Consider the following 20,325-nt stretch of genomic DNA (forward strand, 5'->3'; position numbering starts at 1 on the left):
TTAATTTTTTTGGGTCATTGCTTGGTATCCTGTATCATCATCTTATCTACATAAGAGTAATATAATCATTATTCGTCCATATATTGTTCGTACTCCGTATTCAGTCTTGTTTCTTTGCAATGGACTGAACCGCAAGATGAATAGAAAATCTGGACACGGTCTGTCTCCTGCACACCGAGCTCACTATAACAGTCCCGACACAAAATCACACCCAGCGGATTAGAGCTCTTGTATTTCTCCACCTAAGTAAACCTCCTCTTTTTTCGTTTCTTCTCTACATGTATAGTAAGCGTTATCATTTTTTATGACTCTCCTGAGATAAAAAAAATGCCCGGCAGAAATGCCAGACATTTGTGATAAGGATCCTTTTTTATTTATCAGGTAAACTGCAAGAATCATCCGTACATAACGCAGCATCACTGCCTCCGATAACCTTCAGTGGCTGAGATTCAGACCAAGCCTGCGTTAATGCATCTGTGAACACTTGAGGTGGCTGAGCACCCGAGATCCCATATTTACGATCAATTACAAAGAAAGGAACACCTTGAATTCCAAGCTCAGCACCTTGTTTCTCATCTCTGCGTACTTCCTCAGCATAGGTCGATTCCTCCAGAATCTTCTCAACCTGTTTGGAATCCATTCCAATCTCTCCTGCAAGACGAATAAGAACTTCCCTGCTGCCAATATGTTCGCCTTTTTCAAAATAAGCGGAGAAAAGTATTTCTGTCATCTCACTTGCTTTCCCTTGCTCTGCAGCATAATGAGTTAAACGGTGCGCATCAAACGAATTCGTTGGTTTAATAACGTCAAAATTGTAGTTCAGTCCAACCGTACGCGCTTGTGCTACGACATTATCTGTCATTGATTTTGCCTCTTGAACAGACATTCCGTACTTTTTCGCAAGACTGTCGTAAGTTGTCTGATCTGTATCGCGTGATCCGTTTGGATTCAATTCAAAACTACGATAAACGACTTCAACCTGATCTTTATGAGGAAACGAATTCAAAGCTTCTTCAAAGCGGCGTTTTCCAATATAGCAAAATGGACACATATAATCTGACCAAATTTCGATTTTCATTGTATACCCTCCCAATAATATGATGAAACTGCCATGTTGCTATTAAATATTAGTTAACCATAATCAATAACAGTAAATTAATGGTATGAAATGAATTCTAAAGCTTTTTACTCAGGGCGCTCGATTGAAAACATCGGACCTAGCTTCGAGTAATAATTCCCTGCAAGACGACTAACCGGCTGAAGTTTGCTTGCATCAATTCGGCCATGATCGATTAGAGAATCAGCTACATGATAACGAACAACTCGGCCGATGATTAAATCACAGGAAGGAGCACTCTCTGTTCCTCCTAAGGGATAGGCTGCTTCAAGTACACATTCCATACGAAATTTCGCCTCTTTTACTCCAGGAACTTGTATTAGGTCACTTGAAACCAGGGTTAGTCCTGCCCTTTCAATCTCACTTTCGGAAGGAGGTAAGCTCGCCGCAGTCTGATTAATCTGATCCACATTCATTTCGTCGGTTATATGAACGACAAACTCTTTCTGATGCATGGCATGACGTGCAGTGTCCTTCAGATGTCCATTTTTTCGCTGCACTGAGATCGAGATCATTGGAGGATTCGCGGTGACGATATTGAAATAGCTGTAAGGAGCTCCATTGATCGTTCCCTCTTCCGATAAAGTCGTCACAAAAGCAACCGGTCTTGGAATAATACTTCCTGTGAGAAGCTTATAATTCTCTCTTTCTGTTTGCGTGAGAGGATCAATCGTTCGCATAGACATGTCCATTGAAAATCAGCTCCTTTTCTACTTACCTAGAGTCCTGTTCCAGCACACGAACAACAAGGGGAACCAGATTCTGTTCAAGCAGAGGGCGTTTATTCTCATACCATTCTGGCAGCATTAAACTCTCCCCCAGCTCTGCCACAGGTTCATCCACAGTAAATCCAGGAGGATCTGTTGCAATCTCGAACAGAATTCCCCCTTTTTCCCGAAAATAGAGTGCTTTAAAGTAATTCCGATCCTTTACTGGGGTTAGCTCAAATCCGTCTGCTCTTACAGCAGTACTCCAGCGTAGATGATCAGCTTCATCCGCTGCTCTCCAGGCAATATGATGCACAATCCCGGTACCGTTTCTCCCCGGTGCTATCTGTGTTTTGCTTACATCAATCAGATTACCGAGCTCTCCAGTTGAGCGGAAACGAACAACTCCCTTATCTTCGCCTACTTTGGTCAATCCGAGTGTATGCTCTAGCGTCACCATCGTTTCTTTTGGATTTGTGCTATAGAGCAGCGCCCCTCCGAATCCCTTAATTGCTTTCTCAGCAGGTACTCCGCCAAAGGTCCACTGGCTTGCAGGTCCTTCTTCTCTCTCTACAAGTTCAAGCTGCAGTCCATCCACATCTCGAAACTGTACATAACTTTCTGAAAAACGTTCTACCATCGTATAGGAAATACCAAATTTATTCAAACGTTCCTTCCAGAACTCAAGTGAACCGACAGGCACTGCATACGTTGTCCACCCAACCTGACCTCCGCCTATTGTTCCTTTACGTCCCGTAGGGAACGGGAAGAAGGTGATCACTGTGCCTGGACTCCCTTGTTCATTACCAAAATAAAGATGATAGACATCCGGAGCATCAAAATTAATTGTCTTTTTTACAAGTCGTAATCCAAGAACCCCTGCGTAAAAATCTACGTTCCTCTGAGCGTCTGATACGAAAGCTGTGATATGATGAATTCCTGCCGTTTGTTGTCTCATCTTGTTCACCTCTTCTAATATAGTAAGTTCATCCTATTTATTCGTTTTACTGAATCAAAGCATCAATAGAGTAAGCACCTGCCCCTGTAAAAGCGACACCAATCAGCACTGCCATGAGAATGACATTAAGCTCAACTCCACCCTCTGTCGCCCAGAAACCATTGGGTCCATGCACCTTAACCATTGCTACAATCATCGTAAGTGCAAGCAGTACAGCGACAACTGGAGTAAAAAGTCCTGCTGCAAAAGCAATTCCGCCTACAAATTCAACAAGCCCTGCCATTACGGCTGCTGCCACCCCTGGTTTAATCCCAATGGATTCCATCCATCCGCCTGTACCTTTGGGTCCATAACCGCCAAACCAACCAAATAATTTCTGTGTTCCATGTGCTGCAAAAATAAGTCCTACCACCAAGCGAATCATTAGCAATCCTGTTCCTACCATTTGTAATTCCCCTTTTCTTTGTTCATTTATTTGTATGAAATATATTCATCAACAGTTAGTTTAGAATCATTTATCTTAAATTTAAGATATTTATGCAAAAAAATAAATTCTTTTTACTGTTGATTATTATTTTGATTAAAATTCATCCGTACAGTGATCTGCAAGCTTAACACCCGCTTTTACTATTCTCTTATGTAATCGTATGAGCAGCTAAGTGTTCTGAGCGGATAAACCAAGTTTCTTTAGCAAATCAATTGCTTCTCTCTTCTCTTCATCAGTTAGTCCAGTCATGGTGGATTCAATCACTTTCTGGTGTTCTGGAAAGACGTCATGAAACATTTCACTTCCCTCTTCCGTAATCTCTGCGTAGGTTACCCGGCGGTCAGACGGACATGCAACCCTTCTAAGAAGCCCCTTATTCTCAAGCTTATCTGCAGTATAGGTAATGCCACCGCTCGTAATCAGCAGCTTCTCGCTCAATTGCTGCATCGGGATTTTCCCTTTATGGTACAAAAGTTCCAACATGGCAAATTCGGTCTCAGAAAATCCATGTCTTTTCATATCCTTCACTGCTTGTTCCATAATTACCCGGTAAGTCTTAGAGAGAATAACGAACAATTTCAATGATAATGAGTCATTATTCATTACGTTCATCCCTCTCTCGTATATTATCTTAAATTTAAGATATTATTAATATACATGCTTTTTATTTATAATGCAACCTACTTTTTTCACAAAAGAAATAAACCGAATCCTTTAAAAAGAAAATAGGAAAGGATCCGGCTCCATTTTATTTTGACACGGCATTTACATGGTCTATATCTTCGCTTCTACGAAGCAAATCCTCTGTGTTTAGAAAAAGCAGAAGTTCTTCATTAAATTTAGCCTGTTCATCAAACATCATGGCATGGCCGCTTTGTTCAAACATGACTATTCTCGAACCAGCAATGGCTTCACTTGTGAGTTTAGCCAGATTCGGTTCACAAATTTTGTCCTTTGCTCCGTGAAAAATAACGGTTGGCACCTTGATTTTAGACAAATCGGAACGCAAATCTTCTTCCCGTAAAGACAAAGCTGCCTTAACTGTTCCATGATGCGAAGCTTGCAAACAAAGAGATTGAAGCCAGATCATCATACCTGCTTTTGTTTTGGTTTTTGTAAATTGAAGTCCTAGTTTTGTCAGCATTTTCGGCCGATCTTCAAAAGCAGCCACAATCATCTGTTCGGTAAACTCCTCAGGATCCATGCCATAGTCAAAATCATCTCGTTTCGTAAACACGGGCGCTGCTGCTCCTGCCAATACGAGACTTTTAACCCCATGTCCGTTATGCCGGGCCATATATCTTATCGCCACCGCGCCCCCCATGGAGAAGCCAAACAATGTAGCATCGGTAACCCCGAGCTCATCAATAACCGTTCTAACATCATCGGCAAGTCGATCGTAGGAATAACTCTCCCATGGGGCATCCGATTTACCGAATCCACGAAAATCAATACCAATACAACGATATCCATTAGCGGGCAAACGGGAAAATTGATATTCAAACATTTTATGATTAGCAGGCCAACCATGAAGGAAAATAACAGGAGTCCCTTCCCCTAAATCTTCCACGTAAATTTTCACGTTTTCTTCAACTTGTATATAGCGTCCCATCGTTTCTCCTCCTAACCGAAATAAATAAACTTCAATCCTTTTCATTGATATGCCTTTCCCTTATCATCACGCAGCTTCTGAGCTAACCTTGTGAGTATATTTAACCTTGGTCGGATGAATCCAAACGCAGCAGATAACATAAGGAAAGAAGCATTCCTGTATAGGCTTAGGAACGGAGAAAACGACAAGCATCCGGTGAAATTCCAGAAATATCCTGTATTGTACCCTGGTGCTGATTGTCTCTTCCAACTAAAACAGGGCGTTTACGGAACTCGCTTGGTGTACACCCTACTTTTTCTTTAAAACATTTATGAAAATAAGAGTACGTACTAAATCCACAGGCATATGCAATACTTTCTAGACTTGCTTCTGTATACTGAATCCGCTCGATCGCATGTGACAGGCGGATCTCACCAGCGTATCCGATGATTGTATAACCGGTAACCTCTTTAAATAGGTGTACAGCTCTTGATACACTCAGTCCAGCATGATGAGCCACTTCTTCCACCCGAAGAGGACGAAGGGCATGATCATTAATATATTGCTTCATTTTGACAACAAGTTCATTACTCCGAACGGAATCCTGCCCTTGCTTCTGACCCGTGACCCATGTTACCTGATCCAACGTTAGTAGCAGCGTACATAACAAGTGACCAATGATCTCCTGGTTGTTCCGATTGACTCGGTGCTGTTCGATGGACAACTGCTGCCATAGATATATAAGATGATCATCTAATGGAATTCTTTTTAAAGTATCGCGATGATGTCTTCCCCACCATTCATCCACCCAGCTTCCGTCACACAGTAAAAAGTAATCACCGCTTTCCGTATCTTCCCCCTCTTTGCCTACCCTTAAATGATAAGGTTCCCCTGGAGGATACATGAGAAGATCTCCGGGTGAAATTGGTTTCATTTCTCCATGAACTAGAGCTTTTGCAACGCCCAACACCTGAAGCCGAATTAAATAGAAAGGCGGCGGATTATAAGATGTTTTAAAAGGACCATTATGTAGAGAATAAGAACAAGCATGTAATCTTATGTCCATCAAAATAACCCCTTTAGCCAAATAGTTGAGGTTTTCAGTTAAATACCGTATATATTATTATTGTCTTTTTCAAGTATACTATAACGCGGTTGGCTATCTAATTCTAAACAACATAGAGGAGTATCTTATTATCATGATAAAAAGACTCATTGGACTATTTTCTATTCCTTCTTATGCCCTGCTCTTTTTATGTATGTTGCTGCAGGGAATGGCAATCTCACTCAGTGCGCCTTTTCTATCGATTTATTTTACAGAGCAACTCGGTGTATCTGTAGGGGTATTTGGTGTTTTCCTTGCCGTCACTTTAATTGCCGGAATCTGGGTCAGCATACTGATTGGGAAACGTTCTGACCTTGGTTTGAATCGAAAACATATCTATATCGTCTCCACCCTCTGCAATGCCTTGGCTTTTAGTGGATACTTGCTCATTAAAGACTTTACGTTCCTGTTCATATATATGACCGTGTTCACAGCACTTGGTGCACCAGGTATGCCTCAATTATTTGCGATTGCAAGAGAAGCAGTAACGAAGAGCCAATCTACTGATCATTCCTTTGCTAATTCTACCTTACGTTCTGCCTTCTCCCTTGGTTTTATTACAGGTCCATTATTTGGTACCCTGCTTCTGGAGGCCGTCGGTTTTAGCGGTATTTTTTCGGGAACGATCGCCATTTTCCTACTTGTTGCATTTCTCGTCTTTGCATTCCTGAAATCAAATGTTGAACTAAAGACGAGCGGCACAGGAAGTCCGGCACAAAGTGTACGGCTGCATCAAAATCGGTCGATCCTGTTTCCTTTTCTTATCCTGACACTGCTTTATATAGCTCACTGGATGAGCAGCCTAAATACGGCTCTCTTTATTACGAACAACCTAGGCGGGACAACAACAGATGTCGGTCTTGTCAGCAGTATTTGTGCTGCACTGGAAATTCCTTTTATGATTATGCTTGGTCTCCTAGGCTCAAAATATAGTAACCGGATCCTCATGTTGTATGGGGCTATTCTAGGGGGAGCATATTATCTCGTTGTCGTCATCTCAGGTGAAATGTGGCAAATGCTTGCTGCGCAGTTACTGCTTGCTTTCTTTGTTGCGGTTATCTCTGCCATTGGCATCAGCTATATGCAGGATCTGCTTCCAAGCATGCCTGGATACGCATCAACGCTCTACTCTAATTCATCGACGATTGGAAGACTGGTGGGCAGCCTTGTTGGCGGGGGAGTAGCCAGTATTGTAGGTTACCGTTATTCATTTTTATTCTGTTTTGTACTTGTCAGCGTTGCTGCCATCATGCTAGTGGTAAGCGAACGACACTCGAAAAATGGGACACAGAAATTAGCCGTATAACCCGGTCTTTATTTTAAACTTTCCAATATCTCGCTCATTCTCTTTGCAATAAAAAGAGGATGAGCTTTTTTATGTAGATTTTTATATATTAACTTCTTATAACATCAGTTTTAGAATATAATTAGATGGATGGAAGAGCAATTAAAAGTATGGTGAAATTAATTCATTAGCTGTATATTTCAACAACTAAACTATACATATCGGGGGCAGTCAATTTGCGAACAAACAAAAGGATTATTCTGAGTATTATTGGGCTCGAATTATTACTAATGGTCTTCTTTACAGCGAACGGAGCCTTTGTATCCATTACTTCTCCTGAGCGTCCTCTGCTTCAATTCATTGGAGTGATCCCGCTCGCACTTGGTATTCTCATCTATTTGCTTGTGGGGAACAAGTGGAAACACTATTTCTTTACCTCCCAATCTTCAGCTAAAAAAGCTTTACTTTACTCCTTGCCGCTGATCCTTGTACTTATCCTCATCGCTTACGGAAATAACGGGCTGAACACCTCCTCTTTACCTGATCTTTTTATGATGCTCCTTATACAGATCCTAGTCATTGGATTGGTAGAAGAAATGTTCTTCCGCGGCTTTATGCTCAGGCTTCTCCTTTCCAAAGGATTCCGTGTTGCCGTCTTTACGACGAGCTTTCTGTTTGCAATTACTCACTCTCTTCAGCTGATTGGCGGGCAGTCTCTCATAGATACCTTTTTTCAAATTATATATGCATTTATCGTCGGACTAGTCCTTTCTCTGCTTATAGTTCATAGACAATCCATCGTCATTCCTATTCTTTTTCATGGACTGAATAACTTCCTTCAATTTATGGGGAATTCGATAGGTAATGTGAATGAACCTGCCGCTATAGAATACCTCATTATTGGAATTATGCTGGTGTATTCCATATACTTATGGCGAAGTATGGCTGCCAAGACAAAGAACGTATCTGACATACCTGATACTCGAAACGTAAATGTGTAAAAAAAAACGCCGTCTCCAATAAACTGTACCCTACAGAGTAGACACTTTGAAAAAAGTCTATCCTGTGGGGTACTTTTGTTTATAATAAGAAAAAAACATCGGAGCGAATAAAGATGACCAAACGATTATTTACGGAAAAAGAACAAGCCCAACTAAAGCGTAATCCTCATGTCCGATCTGTTAGCAACAAAGCGATTACATATACAGATGAGTTTAAACGACTATTTATTAATGAAAATAAGAAAGGAAAGTTACCCAGAACTATTTTTGAAGAAGCTGGCTTAGACGCTGAGCTAATCGGCATAAAACGCATCCATTCTGCTGGAAAGCGTTGGCGTGGAGCTTATCGTGAACATGGAGATGAAGGTCTACAGGATACAAGAAAAACAAACTCTGGTCGCCCCTTAGAGCGAGAATTAAGTTTAGAAGAAAAGGTTTTACGACTAGAAGCAAAAAATCGATTATTACAGGCTGAGAATGAACTTTTAAAAAAGCTCGATCTACTCGAAAGGCAGATGTTGAAGAAGAAATTAAACTCGTAACAAAACAGAAGTTTGAATTAATTCGTCAGACCATTGAAAAATATCAGCTAAATCGCTTGGTACACTATTTGTGTGAAACGATCGGTGTGTCTCGTTCTGGCTACTATAATTATTTCCACGAAAAATCAGTACGAAAGCGTACAGTACGCAATATAGCAGATGAAAAAGTAAGAGATATCATTTTAAAAGCCTATCATTTCCGTCGAAGAAAGAAAGGTGCTCGTCAAATTAAAATGACATTAAAAAATCAATATCATATCATTTACAACTTAAAACGAATTCGTCGCATCATGAAGAAGTTCAATATATTTTGTCCGATCCGAAAAGCGAATCCTTATCGTCGGATGGCGAAAGCGACGCACGAACACCGTACATGTCCAAACCTCTTGCAGCGCCAGTTTAAACAAGGTGTAGCAGGCAAGGTATTATTAACGGACATCACTTACTTATCCTACGCTCACGGTAAACGTGCGTATTTGTCGACGATAAAAGATGCCGAAACGAATGAGATTTTAGCCTATGAAATATCTGATAAGATCACTCTAGATATTGCTTTAAATACGCTACGCCAATTAAAACGCAATCATTCGCACTTTGCGAAAGATGCATTTATTCATTCAGATCAAGGATTCCACTACACAAATCCCCAGTTTCAAAAGTTGGTAAAGAAAATGAAATTAGGACAATCTATGTCACGCCGGGGAAACTGTTGGGATAATGCACCACAAGAATCTTTCTTTGGACATTTAAAAGATGAGATCGATTTAAAGACCTGTGAGACCTTACACGATGTGAAACGTGAAGTGAGAAGTTATATGCTCTATTACAATCATTATCGTGGACAGTGGAACCTAAAGAAGATGCCGCCTGCAAAATACAGACAGCATCTCCTTCAAGTGGCTTAGCTTTTTTTAAAGTGTCCTTTACAAAGGGTACAGTTTACAACAGGGACAGGTATCTTTTCAAATATTAACTTCATGATATAAATGATTCATGGCATTTTTCTTCTACGGAGTTAATCATTAACGGATCTAATCGTTCGTTAGATTAATATGAATGATTTTATGGGTGAATAGTTTATACGTTTAATATAAAAAGCCCGCCATTTAATGGCAGGCTCTTTTTGTTTTGACGGGTGCTGCTAAAGATACTGCATGATGAAACACTTCCTTTATCGCAACACAAAAATAATAAGCTATATACCCTGCAATACCTCCAAGTGTGTTAAGCAAGAGATCATCAACATCAAAGTTCCCCATGGAGAGGATCAGCTGTAAACTTTCCAGGCATAGGCTCATTCCAAACGAACCAATGAGTACAACAATTCCCGAGCTTGCCTTCTTTATTCCCATTGAAATTAAAAAACCAAACGGGATAAAGATAACAAAATTTCCTATTATGTTAACTACATTTCGTAAGTTAGGGTGAGCTGCCTGCCGTCTTAGCGTTCTGAATAGATCAAGATTTGCCGTATCCAATCGATCTACTAGAGAGCCCGGATCAATCAGAGTTTGATGTATTTTACTCAATATGGGCCCTATCTCAATTGAACCAAACTTGAACAATATGACTTTAAATAAAAAACAAATATATAGCAGTAATAACATCCAGACGATGTATGTTCTGCTTTTTCTCTGTGTCGTCTCTGTTTGCATCTTAAATTCCTCCTGTCTTGTCATTCTCAGTAACACATTTCAAGATCTAATCAGACGAATATTCTGTAAAATAAAACTGTTTCTATAGTGCTATGAAATTACATCTCTCTACTGCCGAACGATTTACGCCTTATACGGCAGCATCCATAATTCATCAGCTAGACTCCACTTGGATAAGCAAAAAGTTTGCATCTTCACCAATTGTTTCTTCCTGTTTTCTATGTCTATAGAATAGTAGAAACTTCTTAAATAAAGAGTAGGTTATAATTTAAATTTTTCTTAAGTTTTCCCCTATAAAAATCCTCAGCTGTGCCTTCTTTTGTCTGTTTGTCCGTCAGTTCTTCAACTGCATTTTACATCTGATGCTACAAGCTAAATGACAAAAACGATTCATTCGATAAACGATTAAATTTTTCTTTTCTCGCAATTCCACAATATGGTATATTAAACAACGGGTTAGGTCTATCGAACCATTTATCTTACTTTTGACCTAACTATAATTAGTACCAAGGTTTTATTTTGTTACTGGTTAGAATTGCTGATTAGAAAAAAGAAGTGGAGGTAGCAAGGTGTATTGTCATCAATGTGGGGCAAAATGTGCTTCAGAACAGAAATCGTGTAAAAGCTGCGGGGCAAGATTACTAACTACAGATTTACAACAAGCTGTTATTGAATTAGCAGCAGGCAGTGGACTGAGCAATGCGGAAGTTAATCCCGATTCTATGAATCAAAAAACGGAGCTACGTAAAGCAAAAATCAGTGTTTTTCATTGGCTGATTCCTCTTCTTCTCGCGGGGGTTGTGGGTTTGGGATCACTGCTGTTTTATCAGTACGAGCATTCCATAAACCAAGAAACTTTAAATTTACAACTGCAGGCCAAAGAAGAGGCACTTGAAGGCAAGTATTCAAATGCTGTTAATCTGCTGAAGCAGGCGGAGGAAAAACGCCCTAATTTCGCTGCGCTGACGCGTGATCTGGAGCTTGCAACAAAAGCAGCTCAGCTTCAGACGAAGCTGGATAAAGCTTCTGCGCAGCTAAAAACACAGAAATTAAATGAAGGTGAGAAGCTCCTGAAGCAAGTTCAAGCCACCATTGGTAAACGAAAAGAACCGCTGTTTGGACATCTTCAGAAAGAGCTGACAGCTAATCAAGACAAATTGGCAGTCCTTCGCGTTAAAGGAGAGCTGGATAAGCTGTCCACAGTAGATGAGCTATCGGACAAACTTAACAAAATTAAAGGCCTCAGCGGAAAAGAAGCCGTCTCTGTTAAGGCACAAATTATTAATAAAATCGTTGGTCTAAGTTACACTTCGGCAGAAGAAAAAAAACGAAAAAAAGATTTTGTCGGTGCCCTAAATATAGTCGATAACGGGCTGTCCTATGATTCAGATAATGAGAAACTTACAACGTACCGAAATCAGATTGTAGAAGCTAAACGAGAGTTTGAAGAAGCAGAGGCAGAGCGCATACAGCTTGCTCAGCAGAAAGCAGAAGAAGAGGATCTAAACAACCGCACAGCTGCAGTTGAAGTAACAGACCTCAAAGTTATGCTAGACGATTATGGTGACCTGTCTATCACGGGAATCGTCACGAATACAGCCACTCGTCCGATCTATTCAGTCAACATAGATCTTGATATCTTCAGTTCTTCCTCCGGAGCCTACATCGGAAATGCATATGCTGACGTCTCTCCTTTTAGACTGGAGCCGGGGGAATCCGGGCAATTCTCCACCTCGTATTATGGAGTGTACGAACAGGCAGAAATTTCAGTTACCAATGTATCTTGGTATTTAGAGTAGGAGGAACGAAACGTGAGTAAAGGATTATGGATCAGCACGCTGACCTGCTTAACCATCCTTGGTTTAGGAGGTGGCGGAATGTATTTTATTCATACATCAGCAGCAAATGAGCTGAACGGGCAACCGCTGCTTGCCTTACAGACTTCAGCAGAAACCACAGCAATGACTGCAGAAGGTAAAACAAAAAAGACACGCAAAGAGATTATAGAAGATAGCCAGAAACGTGTTGTTACCATTAAGAGTGGAAACAGCCTTGGTTCCGGGTTTCTGTACAACAAACAAGGTGATATCTTAACCAACGCTCATGTAGTAGATGGTTCAAAACAAGTCACCGTACGTACATTGTCCCAGGAAGAGTATGAAGGAACCGTGATTGGGATCAGTACAGATACAGATATCGCGGTAGTCCGTGTGCCTGATTTAGAAAAGCTCTCTCCACTTTCTTTAGCTGAAGAAGGAAGAGCAGAAGTGGGAGATGAAATTCTTGCGCTTGGCAGCCCCCTTGGATTTGAGAACACGGTCACTACAGGAATTGTCAGCGGGCTAGATCGAAGCTTTGATATCGCCCCCTATACATATAGTAATCTATACCAGATTTCTGCACCCATTACCCATGGGAATAGCGGCGGACCACTTATTAGCAGCGATACGGGAAAAGTCTTGGGTATTAATTCAGCAATCGCTGATGAGGATTCTACTATTGGATTTAGCATTCCCATTCCCAGCATCCTTCAGCAGGCTAGGGAATGGTCTAAAACCCCTATGACAGAACTTCCTAATTTGCCGAACGACGATGATATTGATTCGGATAGCAATGTACAAACCGGAGACGAGCGAGATATTGTGACCTACTTTTATCAAAGCCTTAATGATGGCGATTATGTCACTGCTTACTACCTTCTAGGAAGTGATTGGCAAAGCGGGATAAGCTATGAGGATTTTCGGGCAGGTTATCTACATACTGGCTACATAGATATCGGATCTGTCACTCTTAAAGAACAGGCAGATGAAGCTATGGTCGAAATTGAAATCACAGCCGAAGAATGGCGCGACAGCGGTACCGTATATCAAAATTACCGGATGAGCTACACTGTCGGTTATGAGAATGGTGATTTGAAGATCCTTCATGGAAAGGGAAAAAAGATATAGTAAACTGTGAATTAGTACATTAAATTATTGTGAAAAGTACGACTATGAAAAGAGAAAAGATATGCTCAAGAAATATCCAATTGAGAAAAGGAAAATTTTATATACGTTTCAAAGTCTAATTAAGAACGCCACCGGATATTTCGGTGTTGTTCTTATTTTTTAAAAATATTATTGTATGCCTCTTCACCTATTTCTATCAGTTTCTAACTTAGTTATAAAGAGAAAATACCATCGTATTAAAGGACAAGAAGAGCCGAGCAAATGTCAGGATATAGTCCTGGATCTACTCGACTCTATTACGAATACTTCGATTTTAACTGGATTCATGATCTTTCTCCTTTTGAGTCCAGCTACTTGTCAGTATGAAGCTTATTATTTCTTAATTTCCAAATTACAATTTCTTAATAATCCCACTTAACGGTTTTGAAATTCACGCTTCCCTCTGTCACAAAAAAACGAATATCTTTGCTGTCTTGACTCGGGAAAATCCGACTCGTAAATACCTCAATACCGTCATTCACAAAAATTTCTACCGAAGAGGAATCAACAAACAAGTGGAATTTTATTCTGTCTGCCTCCAAACTACACGATCTTGTTGTTCCATAAGCGGCGCCCACCTCTTCGCCTGATAAAGTACGGTCAAGGATTACTTTTTTCTGAGAAACGTCATATTTAATTACCGTTTTTTCTTCATTGCTTGCACGAAATTCAATTCCAAACGCAGCTGCATCTGCTTGTTCAAATTCACAAATCAATTCATAAGTGGTTCCCTTAAACCCATCAACCATTTTTGTTTCATTAAAAAGCGCAGCTTCTGCTTCATATTTATATTTGCGAAGTGCCTGAAGCTCCTTAACCGGCTGTTGCACCAACTTACCATCCCGAATAAATAGCTGTCTCGGTAATGTGAGGCAATGTGCCCACTCATTCCGGTCCGTTGGATATTCAATATCCGGTAAGCCCATCCATCCCACAAGGATTCGGCGCTCTTCTGGATCTATCATAGTTTGCGGAGCATAAAAATCAAAACCTCGATCAAGCTCTATGAAGTCACCATGCTGTAATACTCTACTCTGTAGATCGAGCTTCGCTCCAAGGACATAACCCGATTGATAAATATTATGGAATTTATCTCCCTCTGGCTCTAAGCCTTGTGGCGAGAAAATGAGTACTCCTTGATCTTGAAGTTCAAAGTAATCGGGACACTCCCACATGTAACCGAATGAGTCCAACTTTGTCTTGATTTCCCCTTCAAACTCCCAAGTCATTAGATCCGCCGAACTGTATAAGACTACACAGCCTGTTTTGTTGTCTCTCTGTGCTCCAATAACAAGATAGAAAGTATCTCCTGATTTCGACACCTTTGGATCACGGTAATGATCCGTATACCCGGCAGGAACATCAGCAATAATCGGTTTATCCAGTTTTTTGGATATTTCACCTTGCTGATTCATGATTGCCATACATTGATAAGGGTGCCTTATCCACTGCTCATCCCGTGTATTCCCTGTATAAATTAAATATAATTTATCATTATGCTCTATAGCACTTCCCGAATAAGCCCCATGACTGTCAAATTCATCACCAGGTGTTATTCCTATTCCAACGTTCTCCCAGTGAACAAGATTTTTAGATTTAGTATGATACCAATATTTCAGACCGTGTACTGGCCCAAGTGGAAACCACTGATAGAATAAATGATATTCCCCATTATAATAAGAGAACCCGTTCGGATCATTCAAAAGCCCGGTTTCCGGTTGAATATGAAACGTTTGCCGCCATGGACAAAGGTTAACTTTATTTTTTAGGTTGCTTATTTCCTCTGGGCTAACTTCTTCTATTTTTCGGTACCTCTGTTCTCTCGTCCAATCCATATCATTAACTCCTTTAAATAAAACCAGAATCATCCTTGTGGCGAAGCGCTTTCATCAAGTCTTTGCTTGCAGATATGAGAAATCGACTTTGCCATCAAGGACTTTATTTATCTGTATTAATCCTGTTATGAGCTAAGATCTGCCCTTTTTATAATAATGTTTCCGTATAATATAGTGAATAATCCACCACATGTTAATGCGATCAAATGAGCGATAATATAATGAAGATGCCCGTGATTTTCAGCAGATACAATGGCTAACCCTGGAAGAGCGGTAGTTCCAAATCCGATTGAAGTAAGTTTAGTTAGATATACATAACCGCCTGCAATCGCTCCTCCAATACATCCAGCAATCACCGGGAATTTATATTTTAGAGTGACCCCAAAAATGGCTGGCTCTGAAACACCAAATATGACGGAACCAAATGCTGAAATTCCAAGTTCTTTTACTTTCGTATTTTTTCGATGTAAAAGGACATATCCTAATACTGCTCCCCCTTGTCCAAACAAGGCTACTGACATTAATGGATTTATGAAATTTCGCCCTGTATCGATAAGAAGCTGTGCTTCTACCGCACCTATAACATGGTGTAACCCTGTAATTACGATGATTTGCTGAATTCCTGCAAAGATCATATATCCAAAGATGCCTAAGTTTTGTGTAGTCCATAATAATGAAGTGGTTACCAATTGAGCTAATTCACGGCCAAGCGGCCCGATGATTGTAAATAATAGTATAGAAGAAACGAGTACAGTTAACATCGGTGCTAAAAACAACTTGATCATGTCAGGCACTTTTTTAATAAAGAACTGATCTAGTTTGGCTACTACATATCCCATCATTAGAGCAATAATAATGCCGCCTTGAAATCCAACAAGTTCAATATTTAACCCTAAAATATTTATCACTTCAGGATTAACATTGCCTTTAGCTACTTCATAAGCATCTGCTAAGTTCGGATGCAGCATGATCGCGCCAATAACTAAACCAAGAATGGGTCTGCCGCCATATCTTTTAGTTGCAGAATATACGACTAACAACGGTAATATAGTAAATATTCCAGATGATACAATCGACAGCAACCGGTTAATCCCTTCTAAAGCGGGGTACATTTCTATAACTGATTTTTCTCCAAATAACCCCTGTTGTCCTAACAAACCTGTAATCCCCATTAATAGGGCAGCGGCAAGGATCCCAGGCATAATCTCAATAAATACATCAGATAAAGATTTGATTGCTTGCTGGAAAAAATTCTGTTTCTGAGAGGACTTTGTCTTCACATCACTTAGAGACATATTTTCTGTTTCTGTGAGCTTAGAAAACACTGCATAAATGTCGTTTACTAAGCCTGCACCAAAAATAATTTGAAGCTGATCTCCAGCTATGAAAACTCCTTTAACTAAATCTATATTTTCTACTTTCTTTAAATCAGCCTTATCGTTGTCTTCTAATACGATTCTTAGGCGGGTCGCACAATGTGCGACTCCGGCTATATTTTCTTTTCCTCCTATATTCTCTAATATCTCTTCCGATATCGTTTTGTATTGTTTCTTTTTGTCTTTCATGTCGCTTTTCCCTCTTTCCTGACTGCTCAATTATGATGTTTGGTAAATCTCCAGAACATACTTAGAAAGTCTTGCTTGATCCTTGGTAATGTAATCCCTGCATTCATTAGTTCGTCTCCACCAAATAGCTCACCCGTCTCGACATTTTTATAAATATAGTCTGGATTAAGCCCTTTGAATTTGAGGGTTCGAAGGGAAGCTCCTGGTTGCGAGAGCACTTTGAAGTAACTAGCTACTACTTCTGATTGATCATCAGAAACAAAGTTCCAGGCAGCTTCATTTCCTTCGAATGGACTGAGTATTCGATGAAATTTTCCGAACTGGATAATCGGCCGAATCTCTTTATATAAAGCAACTTGATTTTTGATTTCCTCTTTTTCTTGAGCTGTTAATGTTGTAAGATCTAGCTCATATCCGAAGTTTCCAGCCATTGCAACATGACCTCTTGTCTCCAGGGGAGTTACTCTTCCCACTTGGTGATTAGGTACAGTGGATACATGTGCACCCATGGTAATCGGCGGATATACGAGACTGGTTCCATATTGAATCTTAAGTCTACACATGGCATCCGTATTATCGCTTGTCCACGTTTGCGGCATATAGTGAAGCATTCCTGGGTCAAAACGACCGCCACCACTAGAACAACTTTCAAACAATATATTAGGGAATCTCGATGTGATTTCTTCCATTACCTTGTACAGACCCAGCATATAACGGTGAGCAGTTTCACGTTGTCTTTCTGGTGGCAATGCAGCTGATCCTATATCTGTCATATGCCGATTCATGTCCCATTTCACATAGGTAATCGGTGCACTTGCTAAAACATCTGATACAGATTCAATAACGTACTGACACACTTCCTCACGCGATAAATCCAAAACAAGTTGATTCCGACCTAGTGTGTGCGGCCGATTTTCTACATGCAGACACCAATCTGGGTGTTTTCTATATAAATCGCTGTCCATTGAAATCATTTCAGGCTCAAACCATAATCCAAACTCCAGGCCGAGCTCACAAATCCGATTAGCAAGGTCTAATAATCCATTTGGCAGTTTACGCTGATCCACAACCCAATCCCCTAGTGAACTGTTATCATCGTCTCTTTTTCCAAACCATCCATCATCTAATACAAGCAGCTCAATACCCGCTTTTTTTGCTTCTACGGCAATTTCTTCAATCTTTTCCGCATTAAAATCAAAATACGTAGCTTCCCAGTTATTAATGAGTATGGGCCTTAGCTTATCTCGGAATGTTCCGCGGCATAATCTTTTACTATATAGCTCGTGAAAGATCCTAGACATATCCCCCAGCCCATTTGCTGTGTAAGCCATTACAACTTCAGGAGTTTGAAACGTTTCTCCCGGTTCCAATAACCATGAGAAATCAAAAGGATTCATACCTATAGATACTCTTGTATTTCGATATGGGTCTACTTGAACTTGAGCCGTGAAATTTCCACTGTAAACAAGGTTAAATGCATACACTTCCCCTTGATCTTCATCGGTCCCTTTTCTTACTAATGATAAAAATGGTGCTTGTTGTGGACTGCTCGCCCCCCGGCAGCTATCAACTAACTGAACGCCTGGAACAATTCTGCGTCTCTCCATATTTTTTTCATTGTTATGAGCACCATATAGTGTAATTAATTCATACTCATCATCTCGAAAATCAATGCTTGCACTCAGCGCCCGAAGCATCTTCAAATTTTGTGACCCTTCATTTTTAAAATGAACCGACCTTGTGATTACATCTAATTCCGGGTACAGACTATAAGTTAGCGTCACAATCAATCCCAGCAGCTTATCCTCCATGATAAGCTCCAGTGTTTCTGCCTCATTCTCATCCTCTACATAAGTAGATGGCAATCCTTCTAATTTAGGCTTTCCTTTATACATTTTGTATTCTTTATAACGAAGATCCGTTATCGTTGAGCCATTATTTAGCTGGATTTGATATGCCGGAATTCTAAAATCCCCATTCCCATAAGCGGGATATTCTTGAGGCAGCGTATCGAGTGAAAATGTTCGATCCGAAGCATCAGGGTTAGGAGAAAATCCTCTATCCATATAAATAATTTTATTGCTGCCACGATAGGTGTGAACTCTTTTCCCCCAATATAAATGTGCTAAATATCCATCCCGAACAACCTGCATTACATAACTTGTATTTTTCCCTTGCAGATGAAATAAAAGCTGTTCGTTATTGATGTGAATTGCCATAAAATCCTCCTTCAAGTTAATAGTCATTGATATAACATAGATAATAGATACAGAACTGGATAGTAAATAATGTAGTATTTGTTATTCCTCATAATCTATTTCACAACAAATAAAATAAGCTGATAAAAAATATGAAGCATAATAAGAAAGCGTTTTAAATATTGTGTACTCTTGATATAAGCATCGATATCATTTTCATACTAGATCTAATATAGTTTCATTTTATAACTTTACATTGAAAATAAATATGGAATAATGTAGATTGAGTATTAAACCATGTGATAACTTTCTATCATTTTTAATGGAGGTAACAAGAATGACCTCAAGTTTTTCTAATCATTTTTCTAATCATTCCTACAGTAATCTAGATCTTAACTTGTACACATGCGGTAGAGAAGCTTGCGAGGGAAATCACTCCTATGGCCCAGCGATTCGAAGCGGATATATGATTCATTATGTATTAAGAGGAAAAGGTATTTTTAAAGTACATGACAAAACTTATGAGCTCGGTCCACAAGATGCTTTCTTAATAGAGCCAAACAACCTAATTTATTATGAAGCAGATGCGGATGACCCTTGGGAATATATTTGGATTGGTTTTAGCGGGGTAAAAGCAAAAGAATATCTGAATAGGACAAGTTTATCTACAGACAATCCCATCTTCACGTTTGAGCAAACGCATAGTCTGGCTGATTGTATGAAAAGCATCATAAGTATGACGGCACTGAATTCTAATAAAGACCTGCTGCTGACATCAAAGCTCTATGAATTTTTCTATGTATTATGTGAGCTTTATCCGAATCTCGAAATTACTAGTGAAGTAAAACAACAGAAGTATATTGAAGATGCGCTTCAATTCATTGAGCAAAATTATGCAAATCATATTACTGTAAATGATGTGGCTAAACATATTTCTATTGATCGTTCCTATCTGCACCGGTTATTTAAGCAATATCTTAATAAATCCCCTCAACAATTTTTACTGAATCTAAGAATCGAAAAATCATGTTTTTTATTAGCCAATTCTTCACTTAAAATCGGAGATATCGCTCGGTCGGTAGGGTATAAAGATGTGCTTTTATTCTCGAAAATTTTTAAACAAATAAAAAACTGTACGCCCTCAGAATATAGGAAGAGGCTACTTTAAATAATGACTAACGGCTTCATTCTTTGAAGCTGTTAGATTCTTGTAATTAACAACGATGAAGATCACTTAACTACATTTACTTTTTAGGTAATGAATTCATACTACAGCAATTACGAAGCACTAA

General features: G+C 39.7%; 18 protein-coding genes. 6 read left to right on the plus strand and 12 right to left on the minus strand.

Annotated elements, in window-relative coordinates; genetic code table 11:
• Nucleotides 1–68: 68 nt before the first annotated feature.
• The 8 genes from QPK24_RS20745 to QPK24_RS20780 form a co-directional block, all read right to left on the minus strand.
• Entirely contained in the window at nucleotides 69–242 is a 174-nt protein-coding gene (locus QPK24_RS20745) for a GapA-binding peptide SR1P (RefSeq protein WP_160035697.1), read from the minus strand.
• 128 nt (nucleotides 243–370) lie between these two features.
• Nucleotides 371–1,078, minus strand: coding sequence for a DsbA family oxidoreductase (locus QPK24_RS20750; protein WP_285744376.1), 708 nt, complete (start codon nucleotides 1,076–1,078; stop codon nucleotides 371–373).
• A 107-nt stretch (nucleotides 1,079–1,185) separates the two neighbouring features.
• Complete coding sequence (locus tag QPK24_RS20755) at nucleotides 1,186–1,797, minus strand: flavin reductase family protein (protein WP_285749475.1); 612 nt, start codon at nucleotides 1,795–1,797, stop codon at nucleotides 1,186–1,188.
• A 34-nt stretch (nucleotides 1,798–1,831) separates the two neighbouring features.
• Nucleotides 1,832–2,782, minus strand: a complete 951-nt coding sequence (locus QPK24_RS20760) for a ring-cleaving dioxygenase (RefSeq protein ID WP_285744378.1) — start codon at nucleotides 2,780–2,782, stop codon at nucleotides 1,832–1,834.
• 46 nt (nucleotides 2,783–2,828) lie between these two features.
• A complete protein-coding gene (locus QPK24_RS20765; RefSeq protein WP_285744381.1) occupies nucleotides 2,829–3,227 on the minus strand; it encodes a DoxX family protein in 399 nt (132 codons plus the stop codon).
• Between the two features lie 210 nt (nucleotides 3,228–3,437).
• Entirely contained in the window at nucleotides 3,438–3,872 is a 435-nt protein-coding gene (locus QPK24_RS20770) for a MarR family winged helix-turn-helix transcriptional regulator (protein WP_285744383.1), read from the minus strand.
• Between the two features lie 145 nt (nucleotides 3,873–4,017).
• Nucleotides 4,018–4,881 carry an alpha/beta fold hydrolase gene (locus QPK24_RS20775; RefSeq protein WP_285744385.1) on the minus strand — a complete coding sequence of 288 codons (864 nt, stop codon included), beginning with the start codon at nucleotides 4,879–4,881 and terminating at the stop codon, nucleotides 4,018–4,020.
• 166 nt (nucleotides 4,882–5,047) lie between these two features.
• Complete coding sequence (locus tag QPK24_RS20780; protein WP_285744387.1) at nucleotides 5,048–5,926, minus strand: helix-turn-helix domain-containing protein; 879 nt, start codon at nucleotides 5,924–5,926, stop codon at nucleotides 5,048–5,050.
• Between the two features lie 133 nt (nucleotides 5,927–6,059).
• Between QPK24_RS20780 and QPK24_RS20785 the strand changes: the two genes are divergently transcribed.
• The 3 genes from QPK24_RS20785 to QPK24_RS20795 all read left to right on the plus strand — a co-directional run bounded on the left by QPK24_RS20785 (nucleotide 6,060) and on the right by QPK24_RS20795 (nucleotide 9,698).
• A complete protein-coding gene (locus QPK24_RS20785; RefSeq protein WP_285744389.1) occupies nucleotides 6,060–7,271 on the plus strand; it encodes a sugar efflux transporter in 1,212 nt (403 codons plus the stop codon).
• Between the two features lie 215 nt (nucleotides 7,272–7,486).
• A complete protein-coding gene (locus QPK24_RS20790; RefSeq protein WP_285744391.1) occupies nucleotides 7,487–8,251 on the plus strand; it encodes a CPBP family intramembrane glutamic endopeptidase in 765 nt (254 codons plus the stop codon).
• A gap of 113 nt (nucleotides 8,252–8,364) precedes the next feature.
• Nucleotides 8,365–9,698 (plus strand): IS3 family transposase gene (locus QPK24_RS20795; protein WP_285742314.1). Its coding sequence is split into 2 segments (ribosomal slippage): nucleotides 8,365–8,749 and nucleotides 8,749–9,698, totalling 1,335 coding nucleotides; the frame shifts between segments, so codons are not numbered across the junction.
• 201 nt (nucleotides 9,699–9,899) lie between these two features.
• Here the strand turns inward: QPK24_RS20795 and QPK24_RS20800 are convergent.
• Nucleotides 9,900–10,448, minus strand: a complete 549-nt coding sequence (locus QPK24_RS20800; protein WP_285744393.1) for a VanZ family protein — start codon at nucleotides 10,446–10,448, stop codon at nucleotides 9,900–9,902.
• 569 nt (nucleotides 10,449–11,017) lie between these two features.
• Between QPK24_RS20800 and QPK24_RS20805 the strand changes: the two genes are divergently transcribed.
• The gene (locus tag QPK24_RS20805; protein ID WP_285744395.1) at nucleotides 11,018–12,247 is read left to right on the plus strand and encodes an FxLYD domain-containing protein; all 1,230 of its coding nucleotides are present in this window, start codon (nucleotides 11,018–11,020) and stop codon (nucleotides 12,245–12,247) included.
• Nucleotides 12,248–12,259: 12 nt separating this feature from the next.
• Entirely contained in the window at nucleotides 12,260–13,396 is a 1,137-nt protein-coding gene (locus QPK24_RS20810; RefSeq protein ID WP_285744397.1) for a S1C family serine protease, read from the plus strand.
• A 401-nt stretch (nucleotides 13,397–13,797) separates the two neighbouring features.
• On the opposite strand, the gene QPK24_RS20815 is transcribed toward QPK24_RS20810, so the two are convergent.
• From QPK24_RS20815 to QPK24_RS20825, 3 genes are all read right to left on the minus strand, one after another.
• Entirely contained in the window at nucleotides 13,798–15,270 is a 1,473-nt protein-coding gene (locus tag QPK24_RS20815; protein ID WP_285744399.1) for a glycoside hydrolase family 32 protein, read from the minus strand.
• Between the two features lie 125 nt (nucleotides 15,271–15,395).
• Entirely contained in the window at nucleotides 15,396–16,835 is a 1,440-nt protein-coding gene (locus QPK24_RS20820; RefSeq protein ID WP_285744402.1) for a PTS transporter subunit EIIC, read from the minus strand.
• Between the two features lie 26 nt (nucleotides 16,836–16,861).
• A complete protein-coding gene (locus tag QPK24_RS20825) occupies nucleotides 16,862–19,054 on the minus strand; it encodes an alpha-galactosidase (protein ID WP_285744404.1) in 2,193 nt (730 codons plus the stop codon).
• 316 nt (nucleotides 19,055–19,370) lie between these two features.
• Between QPK24_RS20825 and QPK24_RS20830 the strand changes: the two genes are divergently transcribed.
• Nucleotides 19,371–20,201 carry an AraC family transcriptional regulator gene (locus tag QPK24_RS20830; RefSeq protein WP_285744406.1) on the plus strand — a complete coding sequence of 277 codons (831 nt, stop codon included), beginning with the start codon at nucleotides 19,371–19,373 and terminating at the stop codon, nucleotides 20,199–20,201.
• Nucleotides 20,202–20,325: the final 124 nt, after the last annotated feature.

The sequence above is a fragment of the Paenibacillus polygoni genome (genome assembly GCF_030263935.1).
Taxonomy (GTDB): Bacteria; Bacillota; Bacilli; order Paenibacillales; family Paenibacillaceae; genus Paenibacillus; species Paenibacillus polygoni.

Excerpts from the sequence above, each read along its gene's own strand:
- QPK24_RS20750 (WP_285744376.1), bottom strand. The coding sequence starts at position 1,078 with ATGAAAATCGAAATTTGGTCAGATTATATGTGTCCATTTTGCTATATT.
- QPK24_RS20755 (WP_285749475.1), bottom strand. The coding sequence starts at position 1,797 with ATGCGAACGATTGATCCTCTCACGCAAACAGAAAGAGAGAATTATAAG.
- QPK24_RS20760 (WP_285744378.1), bottom strand. The coding sequence starts at position 2,782 with ATGAGACAACAAACGGCAGGAATTCATCATATCACAGCTTTCGTATCA.
- QPK24_RS20765 (WP_285744381.1), bottom strand. The coding sequence starts at position 3,227 with ATGGTAGGAACAGGATTGCTAATGATTCGCTTGGTGGTAGGACTTATT.
- QPK24_RS20770 (WP_285744383.1), bottom strand. The coding sequence starts at position 3,872 with ATGAATAATGACTCATTATCATTGAAATTGTTCGTTATTCTCTCTAAG.
- QPK24_RS20775 (WP_285744385.1), bottom strand. The coding sequence starts at position 4,881 with ATGGGACGCTATATACAAGTTGAAGAAAACGTGAAAATTTACGTGGAA.
- QPK24_RS20780 (WP_285744387.1), bottom strand. The coding sequence starts at position 5,926 with ATGGACATAAGATTACATGCTTGTTCTTATTCTCTACATAATGGTCCT.
- QPK24_RS20785 (WP_285744389.1), top strand. The coding sequence starts at position 6,060 with ATGATAAAAAGACTCATTGGACTATTTTCTATTCCTTCTTATGCCCTG.
- QPK24_RS20800 (WP_285744393.1), bottom strand. The coding sequence starts at position 10,448 with ATGCAAACAGAGACGACACAGAGAAAAAGCAGAACATACATCGTCTGG.
- QPK24_RS20815 (WP_285744399.1), bottom strand. The coding sequence starts at position 15,270 with ATGGATTGGACGAGAGAACAGAGGTACCGAAAAATAGAAGAAGTTAGC.
- QPK24_RS20820 (WP_285744402.1), bottom strand. The coding sequence starts at position 16,835 with ATGAAAGACAAAAAGAAACAATACAAAACGATATCGGAAGAGATATTA.
- QPK24_RS20825 (WP_285744404.1), bottom strand. The coding sequence starts at position 19,054 with ATGGCAATTCACATCAATAACGAACAGCTTTTATTTCATCTGCAAGGG.
- QPK24_RS20830 (WP_285744406.1), top strand. The coding sequence starts at position 19,371 with ATGACCTCAAGTTTTTCTAATCATTTTTCTAATCATTCCTACAGTAAT.